The sequence below is a fragment of the Paenibacillus sp. FSL R10-2796 genome (assembly GCF_037965315.1).
GTDB lineage: Bacteria > Bacillota > Bacilli > Paenibacillales > Paenibacillaceae > Paenibacillus_AQ > Paenibacillus_AQ odorifer.
The window spans coordinates 3,237,182-3,251,514 of record NZ_CP150178.1 but is presented as its reverse complement, the minus strand read 5'-3'; the positions used below and the strand labels follow the sequence as shown (position 1 = coordinate 3,251,514).

Below are 14,333 nucleotides of genomic sequence, written 5' to 3'. Positions count from 1 at the left end.
CTGTGGTAGGGTTCACTTCCCGCGAAGAGCAGATGGGCAAGGCTCTGGAAATTATCTCATTGAAGATTAAGGATTAAAGCGGGGCGCACACCGTAACAAGCTAAGTTGACATGTCCGTAACTGCGAATACTGCTACGAGTACCTACAAAATACGCACGTGAAGAAATCGCAGGTTGAGTTCTCAGCCACCACCATGAGCAGCCAAACTCTTCATCCTTCTCAAGGATATAATCAGCTTTGACTTTTTTATCATACACATACAATTTACATCCATCGTTCTTTTTCACTTTGGAGAATCCCGTTCCTATCGCCCTACGCTTCGCACGTAAAGTATCTTCTCCAAGTTTAAAGGTGAATTCATTCGCCTCCGAAACACTAAGCAGAAAAATCTTATCTTCCGTGTTTATACTTCCCTCTCCGTTATCTGTGCATTGTGTAGTCTTGATGAGCCTGTGCTCGGAGTCATTAAAAGCGGCATTATAAAACTCATCGTTCAACCACTTTCGCAAATCGGAGTCATGCCATGTAACATCAACATATTCACTGTGATACCGCCTGCAGTCCAAAATATACTCGCTCAAAATGAACAGTTCTCTACCTGAATTTTGCAGCACCCGCCACTTTATCGGCATTTGGTCTGCTCCGTCCGCCATTTGCGGATAAGAACCAAAAGTAATTAGTTCGCCGGGTTTCGCCCGCTCATACATGGAAGCAAGATTATCATTTTCATTACAAATCATAATTATAAATTCTGTAGTTCCTTTAACGATTTCAGCTTCCCTGCTAAATCCTAGTTTTTCATACAAGCGTATCGCTCTATCGTTGAACTTCGCCACTGTCAGCCGCTTTGGTTTTTCCTCGCATCTCTCATTAATATAGTTAAGGACTGTTGTGAAAAATAGTGTCCCATTCCCCTGTCCGGTTAACTCAGGCTTCATTCCTAAACCCACATCTATAAAATCCTGAGAATATGTATATTTATCATTTGGAACCTGTGCCGGACTTCCTACACAGAAGAATCCGATCAATTGTTTATCTGCATCAAGTACAGAAAAAAATGCTTCCTCTAGCATTTCACTTATAGCTTCAGGAGTTAGTTCATTATTGTAAAAATCATAGGGTGGATCATATTGCCAGCTTAAAATATCCCTAGCAGCATCAGCATTCAGCTTTTCCACGTAAAGTTCCAATTTCGCATCCCCCTTTGTTTTCAAAATCGATAAGTCCCTAAGAGTCTAGCTCTGCTAACTCCTGAAGGATTGTCTCTACATCACCATCAGGATTTAACGCTTTGATCATCTCTTTTGTAATGGCTGCCCCCTCATAAACTTGTGCAACAACCTCTAAAGGGAGTGTGAGTTCAAAATAACCTTCGGCAAATTCCACAAAATCCTCAGCTGTGCGGAAAATAGTCCCTAGCAAAAAGTCCGAACCATCTTCTACCTCCGCTGGAATCTCTACCTTCCCCTTCTGCCACGTCAAATCATTATTTTCACGCCAAAAACAAAAAGTAACATCATCCTTAGCTATCGCCTCATCTTCCAGTAAAGACAATAGCGAGGTTGGGACCTCTTCATAGATTCCTGGCCAAACTTCATGTTCGTCACGCGCATATGGACTTACTTCGGACTCATGATCAAAACCTTTAATTACCGTTCCTTGAGGTGTAAAAATAATAAACAAATTATCGCCTGAGCCATTATCGATCGATGCTAGAGAAACATTCTTATCAAATTTAGAATCAAAACTATGATAGCGAAGCCAGTCCTCTGGACATAGGACAATATTTAGAGAAGCAAGTATTTTCATAAGTTTTTTTAAGTTTTCGGGTGCTGGTAAAATATCTAACACATTCATCTATGATTCCTCCCCATTGTAGATATAAATGATTTTAGCATATTCATGATTCCGAGTGAAAAAAAAGACTACCCGAAGGTAGCCTTTCCAACTTAACAAAACACTAGCTTAACTTAAGACCCCGCACCTTTATATCTTCGTACGCCATAACTCCAGGCTAACAAACCAATCCCCAGGAATATAGCGCCTACTACAGGTGTCATCAGAGCAAGGCTGGTCATCTCCTCCCGCTGTAGAAAAAGCGCGGCTGGATACACTCCGACGAATGCAAATGGAATGATCCAAGTAAGCAATACCTGTATAGCACGATTGTAAATCGTTACCGGGTAACGGCCATAAGTCTGAATGTTGTACATTAACGGAAGAATGCCAGTAGGAGCATCCGAATAGAAAGACAATGAAGTCAACGTTGTGTAAATCCCCGTATAGATGGCGACCGCACTTAACGTTAGAATGATCAGAGCCGGTATCGTCCACCATTCAAAGGGAAGACCCAAATTGCTGCCACTGATGGCCATAATAATAATACCTATGAATGAGCCCATAAGTGCTGGTGGATCAACATTTTCCAAAAAGATCTGGAACAAATTATGAGCTGGGCGTGTCAAAATACGGTCCATCTCACCTTTAACGATGTAACGTTCACTAAATCCCCATAGATTCACAAAACAACTAAACACCCCAAAAGGCACCATAAAGAATCCATAAACGAACACTACTTCATTCTGATTCCAGCCGCCCAGGCTATCTGTGTGCATAAAAATTACGAGAATAAAGATAAAGTTGGTAGCTTGAAAAAGTAAGTCTGAAATGACCTCTACCCAAAAGTCAGCGCGATAGGTGAGCCGGCTCTTCATATAGTTTTTGATATATTCAATTAATAATCCCAGGTAATACATGTTTCCTCAACCTCCCTGCACGAAGAGACGCTGCCGCGCCGCATGATATAACCAGACAATTGGAATCAGCAATACCAGGAACCAAATAATTTGTATCCCTAATACATTCCATATTCCAACCCCTTGCACCCGTCCCGTAAACACTGAACCTGGCAAGTAGGTAATCGCCTGAAACGGCAGCACCTCAAGTACGAAAGATAACCAGTTAGGAAACAGACTGATCGGTACGATTAAGCCGGAGAATAAGTCTACAATCACCCGCTTCATTCGCATCATGCCTTCATTATTTTCTACAAAAAATGCCGAGAGCCCTGTAATGATATTGATCTGTGAATTAATTAAAAAGCTGAAAAAGAGCATCACCAGGAACCCTGCCCAAGCAGATGGCGCTGTTGGCAATTGAACCGGGAACAGCAACATCGCTATGGCCATGCCGGGAATCATAAATAAGAGGAAGCGGAACATTCCCTCTCCAAGACCTTGCATCATTTTGACTAAGACATAGTTATAGGGCCTTATAAACTGGATAGCGATACTTCCATCACGGATATCCGTAGAGATTTCGCGGTCTAGGTTATTAAAATAAAAGGCTCTAGCCATCCACGATACAGCTACATATGACGTCATTTGCGTTGCAGTAAAGCCACCCAATGAATCCCCATTGCCATAGATGGCCATCCAAGTGAAATAGTTAACCCCAATATTCAGTGAATAGATAAGAATACCTGAGTAGTAGTTAATCCGATAAGCAAGCATGGTAAGAAAACGGATGCGTATAAAATCTAAGTAAGCCCCGAATAGTAATTTACGGCTATTCTCCTGAGGACCACCAGAAGATGCGCCTCCTGAGGAGGAAGACATAGCCGTTGCAGGATTAAGCTTATCAGACATGTAAAGCCTCTCTTTCATCCTTCAGAGCGGCAGCCATTTCATCAGGCTTGTCTGCAGACCCGGATTGATAAATACTGCGAACAATATCGTCCGTATTGGTCTCTATGATTTTGATATCAGTAATATCTGCTTTTCCCACTACTCTGCCTAATACATCCGATACATTTAGCTCTAGCGGTATCCAGACAGACGCCCCTAAATCGTTCTCCGCAGACCAAGTAACAGGCAATCCCTCAGTCCATAACTCAAGTTGCTGACGTTTCGTAGCATTTCCAAATTGAAATTGAACCTCACGTCCGGTTCCCCAACGCTGCTTCAGGTCTTCCAGTCCTCCGTCATAAATGATACGGCCATCATCAAGCATTATCACTCGGGAGCAAAGCGCCTCAATATCTTGCAGGTCATGTGTAGTCAGCAGTATGGTTGTCCCATGCTCGCGGTTCATATCTTTTAGGAATTCACGGATCTCTGACTTCACCACAATATCTAAGCCAATGGTTGGTTCATCCAGAAATACAATCGATGGATTATGAAGCAATGCTGCCACTAATTCACAACGCATCCGCTGACCTAGACTAAGCTTACGAACCGGACGATTCAGCAGTTCTTGCAGTTGCAGTCGTTCGACCAATTCATCCAGCCGTTTCTTGAAATCTTGTTCAGATACCCGGTAAACCTTGCGCAGGAGCTGGAACGACTCAATCACGCCAATGTCCCACCATAGCTGACTGCGTTGCCCGAATACCACACCGATATTTTTCACGAATTTCTCGCGCTCCAAATACGGAACATACCCACCTACTGTCAGGTTTCCGGAAGTCGGCACGAGAATACCTGTGAGCATTTTGATCGTGGTCGATTTCCCAGCACCGTTCTCGCCGATATATCCACAGATCTCACCTTCAGGAATGGAAAAGGAAATGTCCTTCACCGCAGTCACTTCCGTATATTCCCTTTTAAACAAATCAGCGAAGGCCCCTTTGAGACCCTCGCGGTTTTTTTGTACTTTGAATGTTTTGCGTAAGTCTTGTACTTGAATAGCAGTCATATTGTACCTCACTAAGCTTAGAGTTGGTTCCCAGTACCCCATTATAATAGAAGAAGCGCAAAAGCACTACTTCAATCTTTACTTAGCCAGTCTTTCATTTAGCGAATGGGTGTCCTTCACAGCTTCTAAATGCCCTGAGCGAGCGACTTTAGTCCGCAAATATTTCTCGTTAAAAGAAGATACATCTCCCCATAACGCTACTCTTTTCACGGCATTCATCCCTGCAGCCTTGAGCGCATCCAATTTCTTCGGATTATTCGTAATCAGCGTCACTGGTTTGTGACGTAAAGTTTGCAGAACACTGATTGCCTCTTCGTAGTTTCTTGAATCATCAGCAAATCCCAACTCTAAATTAGCCTCAACTGTATCGTATCCTTCTTCCTGTAAAAGATACGCTAAAGATTTGCTGAACAGGCCAATGCCTCTTCCTTCATGATTCGCGAGATAAAATAATGCCCCAGAGCCATGCTCAACAATCATTTTCATGGATTGATGCAGCTGGAAGCCGCAATCGCAACGTTTACTGCCAAAAATATCGCCAGTATGGCAGATGCTATGCATCCGGATCAATGCATCCTCAGATTCTTCGAAATCGCCATATACCAACACACTGGATTGTTGTCCTTCTGCTAAGTTCATGGATGGCAAACGTGAAATTAAAGCTGCCGTTGCTTTACTGCTATCCTCTTGAAGAAGCTCTGCATCCGTTGTATTCAGCCAGTTGTACCATTTAAAAACAACGGTCTCGCCGTCTAAATTCACCGGTAATGTAATGGGTCCAACCAATATATTTGTGGAATTTGCTAAAGGAATTCGCGTGATTTTATTCTGTAAAATAGAAGTGATTTCTGGTTTAATCATAATTACACCTTCCTCATTGTTCATCAATGCTTAGATAGAGCTAAGCATAAGGATAAAATATTAGTTAAATTATAAGTAACTATTTGTAAGTAAGTTTATCATTGTAATATAACTTCGTCAAGTTATAATATATCTTTAAATATTTATAATTACTTTATGTAAGTTTATGATATAATGAATGTCGAGGTGATATTATGAATGATTTCAACATGTGTCCTCGCTTTGAAAAAGCGGTAGACTTGCTAAGTAAACGTTGGGTCGCGCTTATTGTTTTCGTGCTTATGCCAGGGCCACGCCGTTTTGGTGAAATTGAGAGCTGTCTGTCCAATCTCAGTGGCAAGGTGTTATCTGACCGATTGAAGGAAATGGAAACCGAAGGCATTATAGAGCGAACTGTATATCCTGAAATGCCAGTACGTATTGAGTACTCTCTGACTCCAAAAGGCACAGCGCTTGCTCCTATACTTGGTGAAATTGGAAACTGGTCTACCGAATGGATTGAGCTTGGTATTAAGAAATGATTCCCGCTACACAACACAAAGAGCCCTAATTGTCCCGATCATGAGACAAGAGGGCTCTTTTTGGATTAACATCCCCTTTATAAGTCTTTTCGCTCGAAGCGAAGTAGACCTATAACAAAAGCTAACAGGGTATATCCAATCGCATAAAAAATAAACATATTTGACGGAACCGTATTAAAATCCAGCAATCCATTCATGCTGCCGAACAACCCCATCATTCCACTCATTTCATTAGCGCTGAACAGGACGGCGGTCATTTTCCGCTGTAAACCATCCACTGGCATAAGCAGTGCCATCATTCCTGACAGATTATTTAATGTGTCAAGGACATCGGGTTCTAATCTCAGCGATCCTCCGATCTTATCAATCATCCCACCTAACCAGCCAGCTCCATATAACATTGTCATAAAGACACCATTCCCCACTGCTGAGAAGAATCCAGAACCCAGCATAGAAATCGTAATTAGCAAAGGTACTACAGAGGAGAATAACAAAAATGATTTCAATAGGACTACGGCATCTCTAGGAACGGTGGCATGGATCTTAGTAATCCATAAAATAGAAATAAATAAAATCAGGGCATAACCGATCCCAAGCGTCACATATCCAAGCCAGCGACCTGTATACCATTTCCACCGCGGCAGCGGTCTTGGCAGTAAAGCCTGCATAACCCCTTGTTCCGCTTCACCTGCAATAGCTGAGAAGGAACTGAAGATCGCCAAAAAGGCGAGTACAAAAGCGCCAAAAAAGAAGCCAAGTGATAATATAAAAGCACCATTTGTAAAATTAGCTAAGAGATGCTCGCCACTGCTAATATCTGTTCTGTTCGGTATTCCGCTTTGTCCGATCGTATTTGCCACAAACCAAAACCCTATAAGAAAGACAATGGTCATAAGCAATGTTAATACCATTACTCGTTTACGCAGCAATTCCTTCCAGGTCATTCCTATGATTATTCTCATTCGTGTTCACCTCTGTGACTTAGGCCGGATACAGCACTCATAAACCAGTCTTCCAGACGTTCTCGCTTCCGTGAGACTTCATATAAGGTCATGCCCTGTTCAATAATTAACGTGTTCAGCCAGCCTACTTGCTCCTCATTCTCCAATTCCGCTTCCAGCCAAACTGTGCTACTCTCCAATGTAGCTGGGAATGAAGCTCCTTTTTCAGATTGAGCTCCGATATCCGCTGAAACTTTGATCTGAAGTTCAGTACTATCCTGTAACCAAGACAACAAAATAGGCGTAAAACCGCCCACTTTAAAATGCCAGCTTGTTCGCTTATTTAAGATCTCAGATACTTTCCCATGCCGCAGTATAACTCCGTTATTCAGCAGTGCCATACGGTCGCAGATGAGTTCAACATCCTCCAGTAGATGAGAGTTAAGAAATATTGTAACTCCCTTCTCTTTTAGCCTCTGCAAAATATTCCGAACTTCCTGACGTCCAATCGGGTCTAGCGCCGATGAGGGCTCATCCAGAAAAACGATGGCCGGATTGTTTACAAGAGCGCAAGCAAGCCCTAATCTCTGCTGCATCCCTTTGGAATAATGTTTCACACGATCCCGTCCACGGTTTCCAATTCCAACTTCCGCTAGAAGCTCTGGAATTCTTTTGTCGGCTACAGATCGATCTACACGGCACAGCTTGGCATGCAGTCTTACTACTTCTTCCCCCGTAAGCCATTCTTGATAGCGATATAATTCCGGTAAATATCCGATTTGGGACTTGGCTTCAAGTGAACCGATCTTATGACCAAATAGAGTAGCACTACCATTCGATGGACGAATGAGACCTACCAACATTTTGACAAAGGTACTTTTCCCCGCACCATTAGGGCCGAGGAAGCCAAAGGCTTCCCCTTTCCCAACAGTAATCGTTACATCACGGCAACCACGTCCGTTATCATATTCTTTAGTCAAAGACTTCGCTTCTATTGCAGCAGCCGTCATTATTCAATCAACTCCCCTAGCTTCTCTAAGAATACAGCTTTATCTGTATACACGCTTCCTCCGTTGAAATCAAACAGTTGTCCGTTCTGTACCCAAACGGCCGAGTACACAATCCCTTGACTATATTCATTCTGATTCAGTAGAACCGTTGTATCTTTAATCTTTATTTGATCGGTATTCAGGCCTTTTACCAGTGGCAGAGGAATTTCACCCGATAAAATGCGGCTCTGCTTTAAGCTGGATTTCAGATAATCTGGCAGCAATGGAAAATCGATTATAGCTTCCAAAGCTTCATCAACCTTTATAGTTGGATCTACCGTAATTAAAGGAGTCTTCGTCTGTGTAAGATTAGCCCATTTATCATTATCAATCGAAAGATCATAATTCACGATCTCCGAAAGATCTAATTTAATTTCTTTCCCATCTATGGCTTCTGGAAGAAGCTGTTTTGCACCCAATCTTTTCATTGCTTTATTAACTGCTTCAATATTAAGCTTCAAGGTTATTTCTTGTGAATTGGTTATATATGCGCTCTTCACATTCTCGAGCAAAGTTCCGCTTGGAAGTGTAAAACCTAGAGTCTCTTCCACCTGATTTAGCGGAATAATCCCTTTATTTGAACCAAAGGAACTTGTAAACACACCAAATTTGTTCATAGCTTCATTCATGGATTGACTTTCATTTACCTGATAAAAAATATCCCGGATATCATTTTCATTCACAACTGTAACTTCTTCCATCCGAAATTGATTCAGCAGCGATGCCATAGCCGTATTTCCTACTGGAGTTCCAAGTATAACCGCAAAGATCGCGGCACCTGCCACTGCTACTCCCCATTTGCGCCGACGATTCATGCGAGGACGCTTGGATGGGCGATTAGCTGTTGGATTGTCATCCGTAGATTGAGGCTGGTCTATATGTGGATCTGTTTTGTCATCATCTTTCATAACATCCACAGACAACTGCTGACTCCACACAGACCATTTGGGACTTGCAGGCTCAGACGCTAACTTGTTTTGCAATTTGGCCCAGGCTTCATCTGTATGTTGTTTATTATGATCTTGATTTAGCGGTTGTTTAGTCATTAGTAATCCCTCCTAAATAATTTAGCTTCGCTTATCTCGTTTTATTATTCCGTCTGAGACAGTGATTTTGCTGCATTTTGTCTTAACCTCTGGGTCGCACGGTGCAGTAATGTCCCTACTACGGGAGGTCTTAGACCAAGCTCGCCTGCTATTTCCGCATAACTGTAACCAGAGTATCTAAGCAGAAGCGCTTGTCTATCCCTGTCAGGCAGCTCGTTCAACCATTCATGAACATCCTCCTGATCCAGCTTACTGATTAAGACTTCCTCTCCTGAAGGAGGTGATTCCCCCACTTCGTATAACTGTTCTTGTTTATTTTGCAGCCGCCGTTCCCTTGCTTTTTTGTCCAGATAATCATATCCAATACGAGTAAGGACTCTATGAAGCCAGGCACCCAGCGCTGCTGGATCATCTGGGGGGTTACGATACAATCTCAGAAAAACTTCTTGTGCCAAATCATCTGCTGCCGACTCATCACGAACCAAAGCGGTCAGCTTACGTCTGACAATAGGATAATGTTCATAGAATATTGCTTTAAAAATTTCAGATTCCGGAATTCCCATCTTGTAAATCCTCCTTATCAGCTGCAGCTATAAGTAAGACGACTATCAATGTATTTTTGTATCAAGATTACGTAAAAAAAGACAGCCCCTAAATTAATAAGGAAACTGTCTTCTAGTGTTTACCTAATTCGAATGTAACGATTAAGAATCTTTTTAGATAAAATACTCCGTTCCAGCCTAAGCTCCCAGAGCTGCTCTTTCCACTGAAACTGTTGCTCTGAATGTTCATTCTCCCGTAACTTCTCAAACAGCTTCATGATCATTATGTTAATGGCATCAAACCTTGACCAAAGTTCTATTACACTTTCTTCTTGTATCTGAGGACTTTCCGCTGCTGCACTAAGATTCTTTAAGCGCTCAATGATGTCAGCCTGCCACTGCCCATCTTTAATCGCCTTGGCGTAATTTAAAAGATCCAAATAATCATCGACTGACATGTGTACCGACTCCTTTGGTTACTTATACCAAGTATTATACTAGGCATTATCTATAAAGCAACCCTTTATCTCTGGACACAGCAAAAAAACAGGACTGGTATGAGAACCAGCCCTGTTTAAGGATTTCAACATGATCAATTTAGTTATAAAAGCTTTTGAATATCATCTTTAATTTGCTCTGATTTTGGACCAAATACGATCTGCACAGCCCCTTGACCCAGTCTCATAACACCGGAAGCTCCGAGCTGTTTCAATGCGGAATCTTTAACGGCTTTTTCGTCATTAACAATCAGACGAAGGCGTGTGATACATGCATCGATATTGCGGATGTTCGATGGACCGCCGATGTTCTCAAGAATTTGAGCAGCTTTAGAAGACGATGAAGGCGTTCCATTACCTCCAGGTGGTGCTAACAGACTTTCTTCATCATCATCTTCACGTCCAGGTGTTTTTAGCTTGAACAATGAGATAATAAAGCGGAATAGTACATAATACAAGACGAAGAATCCAAGACCCACAGGAATAAGTATCCATGCATTAGTAGACAGTTTCAGGTTTACAAGATAATCGATCAAACCTGCGGAGAAACCAAAACCAAGCTTAACATCTAAAATGTACATCAAGGCCATGGAGAATCCTGTTAATAAAGCATGAACTCCGTACAAGAGTGGTGCTACGAACATAAAGGAGAACTCAAGTGGTTCAGTGATCCCTGTTAAGAAAGAAGCAATGGCAGAACCGATGAAGATGGAAGCAACCATTTTACGTTTTTCCGGTTTAGCTGTATGAATAAATGCAAGTGCTGCCCCTGGAAGCGCAAACATCATAATTGGGAAGAATCCAGTCATAAACATCCCAGCAGTTTTATCTCCAGCGAAGAAGCGGTACAAGTCACCATGCACCAGTTCACCAGCCGCATTCGTAAAATCACCAATTTGGAACCAAGCAATCGTATTAAGCACGTGGTGAAGACCGAACGGAATCAGCAAGCGGTTAGCTGTACCGAAGATGAATGCTCCAACAGCCCCCAGTGACACAACCCAGTTCCCGAAGTCACTGATAACATCTTGTATCGGACTCCAGATCATACCCACAAATACAGCAAGAACCATCATAGAAGCTGCCGTAATGATTGGGACAAAACGTTTACCTGCAAAAAATCCGAGCCAATCAGGCATTTTTATATTGTGATATCTCTTGTATAAGAACGCTGCCCAAGCACCGGCAAAAATACCACCAAGCACACCCATGTTCAATACAACATCATCATTGATGAAAGAGAATTGAAGCGGTACGATAAGCAGAATCTTAGTCAGTACCATGTAAGAAATTACTGCTGACAAAGCTGCTACGGCGTCACCGGCAAATCCAATGGCAACCCCTACCGCGAAGATTAAGGCTAGGTTACCGAAGATCGCATTCGCTCCGGCGTTTAGAAATGGAGCAAAGTATTGATTCAGAAATCCACCAATGGTCGCTCCTAGCGGAATATCTTTTTCGTAGTTAAGCAAACCAAACCCTTGAAGAATAGCTGCCGCCGGCATGGTTGCAACAGGAAGCATTAACGACTTACCTAGTTTTTGTAGAAAAGCCAACATTTAAAATCATCCTTTCGGTTCAATAGTAGTAGTGCTCTATAAACCATTTACTTTGAAGCCACGGTAAGAATCAGATCCTGTCCTGCTGTAACCTGACCATAATGTCCGCTTACTTGAGGTGGATTCTCCTCTGTACTGGTCACGATTACAGGCGAAATTGTGTCACAACCTGCCGCGCGAATTACGTCCAGATCAAATTCGATTAGGGTTTGACCTGCTTTTACTTGATCTCCAGAGGTTATATGACTGACAAAACCGTTGCCCTTGAGGCTGACAGTATCGATTCCGATATGTAATAGCAATTGCATACCGGAGGAATGTTCCAGAATGACTGCATGACTCGATTTCACGATATGAGCAACCCTACCGTCAAAAGGCGCTTTCAAAATTCCTTCAGATGGTTTTATTGCAATTCCGTTACCCATATGACCGCCAGCAAAGGTTTCATCCGGAACCTGTGCTAGTGGAACTGACTCCCCGCTGATTGGTGCCATGATTTCGATGGTATGTTCAGTATGTTTCTCTTCTTTTTTTGATTTCCATTTGGAAAACATATGCTCCACTCCTCTTAAGATGTTAATTTGATTTCACTAAGGTCTGAAATAACCGGTGCAAATGCATGGCTAGAAAACATAGTTCTTCTTCCGGAATTTCGACCTCAAGCGATCTTTGCATTACTTTACCGAGCTTTTTAGCCAGCTTGTATTCCTCTTTGTATTCTTTCTTAATATGTTTCACAAAGGGATTATCTATTAGTGATCCTTTTAAAATACGTTCCAGCGAAAAACGCAAGTGGATCATTAATCGGATATGATTCATACTGCCGTGCTCAAAAGTTATCTTTCGTTCTTGCTGAATCATGTCTAGAAGCTCATTGACAATATTAGAGGCCTTGACTAACTGACCAACCGATACATTATTGACGGCTGAATACACATGATAAGTAAGAAATCCAATCTCATCTTCGGGGATTTGCACTTGAAATTCAGCATTGATTTTCTCCGATGCCTTGTAAGCGATCTCAAATTCCTTCGGAAATGACATTTTGGTTTCTTGCAAAAACGGATTAATAATATCCATCCCGTTGCGCAGACGGTAGATGGTGAACTGTATGTGGCTCGGGAGTGCCAGATAAATCTTGTCGTTTAACTTGTCAGGAAATTGACTTTGGATATCTGCAATTATCTCATCAGTTATTTTCATTACCTTAGGATCTATATCTTCCAGCAAAACTTGATATTGGCTCCAGGCTTCGCGATCTTCTAGACGAAACAATTTTTCAATCCGAGCATCATTTCCTTCGATCACACCAGAACCCTTCACTGCAAATCCAATACCTTTGCCAATGATGACATATTCCTTCCCGTTTTTGCTTCCCTGAACCATTACAACGTTATTCCCAATTACACGCTGTACTTGAAATTGCTCGATCTCTCGCGACAAGCTCATCACTCCTCTCCCTAATTATCGTCAAATTGGAACAAAAAAAGCCAAGAATTGTCTAATGGAAATAAAGACAATTCTTGGCTCATGCCCTTAACGGTAACACGCCACTAAAATATAAATGATCATTTATGAACATATCATAATTCATGAACTGCTAACTCGTCAATGGTAAATTTAGAAATGTCAAGCGGAGCTCCCATTATCCCAAACAGCGCCTTATAAAAACTCTTCCACGCGAGGAAGCTTATCTTTAAGCTGGCGGACGTTAGTTTCAAGCCTCAGAATAACCTCTTCCAATTCTTTTGGATCAATGCCTCGGGAAACAGGAACCTGGATAACCTCTGTTTTTGTTTCTGCCTTTAATTCCCGCATTTCCAGCTGCTGCTCTTGCCATTTATCCATCAGATCAGCTATCGTCGCATAGAAACGTTCGTAATCTTTGATTACGCTGTCCAGAAATGTATCTACTTCCTCCGCATCGTAGCCACGCAGCTTCATGCTGAATTCTTTTTCATGTATGGTTAGAGCGTCTAATGTGATGCCAAGTTGACTGAACAGCTTCCGCTGTTTGTCTAACCGGCGTTTCATATGTTCATCCATCTTTTGCTACCTCCAAGTATATACTGCAATCATCCGGCAGTAACCATTATAACAGGGTGAGAGCATCCTGAAAATATTACTATAGTTGCAGTTCTAATAGTTGTCCACAACAGCTTTATTCAAAATGCCTAAGCAGCGGTCAAGATCCGTCTTTACCTGCTTTTTATATAATTTTGCTTTTTCTTCACCATCTGAGGTGAAATGGTAAAGTACGATTTCTTGAAAATCCACTTTAGGGTCATTGCCTTTCAGCTGCTTGGTACGATATAAAATCCCTTGCTGCACCAGCTCATGCAGGGCGCGATAGATTTCACTCTGTGGAGGGGAATAACCATGGGCTTTGAAATCCCGACGTAAATCCTCCAGCATTTGATATCCGTAACCGCGGTGTTGTTCTACCATTGTTATAAGATACACTTTGATAAACGCTCGTTGAGCAATCATAAACGCCATATAAACCCTCCTCATGTTGTAAATGTTGTTGGCTAATCTTTCCTTCTATTACTCTAGTATAAGCACTATTTTCCAACTTTCACAACCTGAAATTTGGTAGAGGGTTCACTTATTACGTTGTTT

Annotated in this window: 17 protein-coding genes; 1 reads left to right on the top strand and 16 read right to left on the bottom strand. The window is 42.0% G+C overall.

The window, feature by feature from the left end; translation table 11 throughout:
* Window positions 1-56: 56 nt before the first annotated feature.
* The 6 genes from NST58_RS14820 to NST58_RS14795 all read right to left on the bottom strand — a co-directional run bounded on the left by NST58_RS14820 (window position 57) and on the right by NST58_RS14795 (window position 5,556).
* Window positions 57-1,190 (bottom strand): GNAT family N-acetyltransferase, encoded by a 1,134-nt coding sequence (locus tag NST58_RS14820; RefSeq protein ID WP_339248551.1) that lies wholly within the window; start codon window positions 1,188-1,190, stop codon window positions 57-59.
* A 37-nt stretch (window positions 1,191-1,227) separates the two neighbouring features.
* Window positions 1,228-1,857: a hypothetical protein gene (locus tag NST58_RS14815; protein ID WP_339248548.1), complete on the bottom strand. Its 630-nt coding sequence runs from the start codon at window positions 1,855-1,857 to the stop codon at window positions 1,228-1,230.
* Between the two features lie 113 nt (window positions 1,858-1,970).
* Window positions 1,971-2,756 carry an ABC-2 family transporter protein gene (locus tag NST58_RS14810; protein ID WP_036686696.1) on the bottom strand — a complete coding sequence of 262 codons (786 nt, stop codon included), beginning with the start codon at window positions 2,754-2,756 and terminating at the stop codon, window positions 1,971-1,973.
* A gap of 6 nt (window positions 2,757-2,762) precedes the next feature.
* On the bottom strand, window positions 2,763-3,512 hold the full coding sequence (locus tag NST58_RS14805; protein ID WP_339248770.1) for an ABC-2 family transporter protein: 750 nt from the start codon (window positions 3,510-3,512) through the stop codon (window positions 2,763-2,765).
* A gap of 127 nt (window positions 3,513-3,639) precedes the next feature.
* On the bottom strand, window positions 3,640-4,695 hold the full coding sequence (locus NST58_RS14800; RefSeq protein WP_076126169.1) for an ABC transporter ATP-binding protein: 1,056 nt from the start codon (window positions 4,693-4,695) through the stop codon (window positions 3,640-3,642).
* A gap of 78 nt (window positions 4,696-4,773) precedes the next feature.
* Window positions 4,774-5,556 carry a GTP cyclohydrolase II gene (locus NST58_RS14795; protein WP_076183786.1) on the bottom strand — a complete coding sequence of 261 codons (783 nt, stop codon included), beginning with the start codon at window positions 5,554-5,556 and terminating at the stop codon, window positions 4,774-4,776.
* Between the two features lie 194 nt (window positions 5,557-5,750).
* Between NST58_RS14795 and NST58_RS14790 the strand changes: the two genes are divergently transcribed.
* The gene (locus tag NST58_RS14790) at window positions 5,751-6,077 is read left to right on the top strand and encodes a winged helix-turn-helix transcriptional regulator (protein ID WP_036686688.1); all 327 of its coding nucleotides are present in this window, start codon (window positions 5,751-5,753) and stop codon (window positions 6,075-6,077) included.
* Window positions 6,078-6,154: 77 nt separating this feature from the next.
* Here NST58_RS14790 and NST58_RS14785 read toward each other — a convergent pair whose 3' ends face one another.
* The 10 genes from NST58_RS14785 to NST58_RS14740 form a co-directional block, all read right to left on the bottom strand.
* A complete protein-coding gene (locus NST58_RS14785; RefSeq protein WP_339248544.1) occupies window positions 6,155-7,039 on the bottom strand; it encodes an ABC transporter permease subunit in 885 nt (294 codons plus the stop codon).
* Window positions 7,036-8,028 (bottom strand): ABC transporter ATP-binding protein, encoded by a 993-nt coding sequence (locus NST58_RS14780; RefSeq protein ID WP_076126163.1) that lies wholly within the window; start codon window positions 8,026-8,028, stop codon window positions 7,036-7,038. The genes NST58_RS14785 and NST58_RS14780 overlap by 4 nt, the downstream gene beginning before the upstream one ends.
* On the bottom strand, window positions 8,028-9,113 hold the full coding sequence (locus NST58_RS14775) for a DUF4179 domain-containing protein (protein WP_076218029.1): 1,086 nt from the start codon (window positions 9,111-9,113) through the stop codon (window positions 8,028-8,030). The genes NST58_RS14780 and NST58_RS14775 overlap by 1 nt, the downstream gene beginning before the upstream one ends.
* Window positions 9,114-9,157: 44 nt before the next feature.
* On the bottom strand, window positions 9,158-9,676 hold the full coding sequence (locus tag NST58_RS14770) for a sigma-70 family RNA polymerase sigma factor (RefSeq protein ID WP_076218030.1): 519 nt from the start codon (window positions 9,674-9,676) through the stop codon (window positions 9,158-9,160).
* Window positions 9,677-9,795: 119 nt separating this feature from the next.
* Window positions 9,796-10,113 (bottom strand): hypothetical protein, encoded by a 318-nt coding sequence (locus NST58_RS14765; protein WP_036686678.1) that lies wholly within the window; start codon window positions 10,111-10,113, stop codon window positions 9,796-9,798.
* 143 nt (window positions 10,114-10,256) lie between these two features.
* A complete protein-coding gene (nagE, locus tag NST58_RS14760; RefSeq protein ID WP_036686675.1) occupies window positions 10,257-11,711 on the bottom strand; it encodes an N-acetylglucosamine-specific PTS transporter subunit IIBC in 1,455 nt (484 codons plus the stop codon).
* Between the two features lie 47 nt (window positions 11,712-11,758).
* Window positions 11,759-12,265 carry a PTS glucose transporter subunit IIA gene (locus tag NST58_RS14755; protein WP_076126158.1) on the bottom strand — a complete coding sequence of 169 codons (507 nt, stop codon included), beginning with the start codon at window positions 12,263-12,265 and terminating at the stop codon, window positions 11,759-11,761.
* Between the two features lie 22 nt (window positions 12,266-12,287).
* Window positions 12,288-13,160 carry a PRD domain-containing protein gene (locus NST58_RS14750; RefSeq protein ID WP_076126156.1) on the bottom strand — a complete coding sequence of 291 codons (873 nt, stop codon included), beginning with the start codon at window positions 13,158-13,160 and terminating at the stop codon, window positions 12,288-12,290.
* A 213-nt stretch (window positions 13,161-13,373) separates the two neighbouring features.
* Window positions 13,374-13,757 carry a DivIVA domain-containing protein gene (locus NST58_RS14745; RefSeq protein WP_036686669.1) on the bottom strand — a complete coding sequence of 128 codons (384 nt, stop codon included), beginning with the start codon at window positions 13,755-13,757 and terminating at the stop codon, window positions 13,374-13,376.
* A gap of 93 nt (window positions 13,758-13,850) precedes the next feature.
* Window positions 13,851-14,210 (bottom strand): helix-turn-helix transcriptional regulator, encoded by a 360-nt coding sequence (locus NST58_RS14740; protein ID WP_036686667.1) that lies wholly within the window; start codon window positions 14,208-14,210, stop codon window positions 13,851-13,853.
* Window positions 14,211-14,333: the final 123 nt, after the last annotated feature.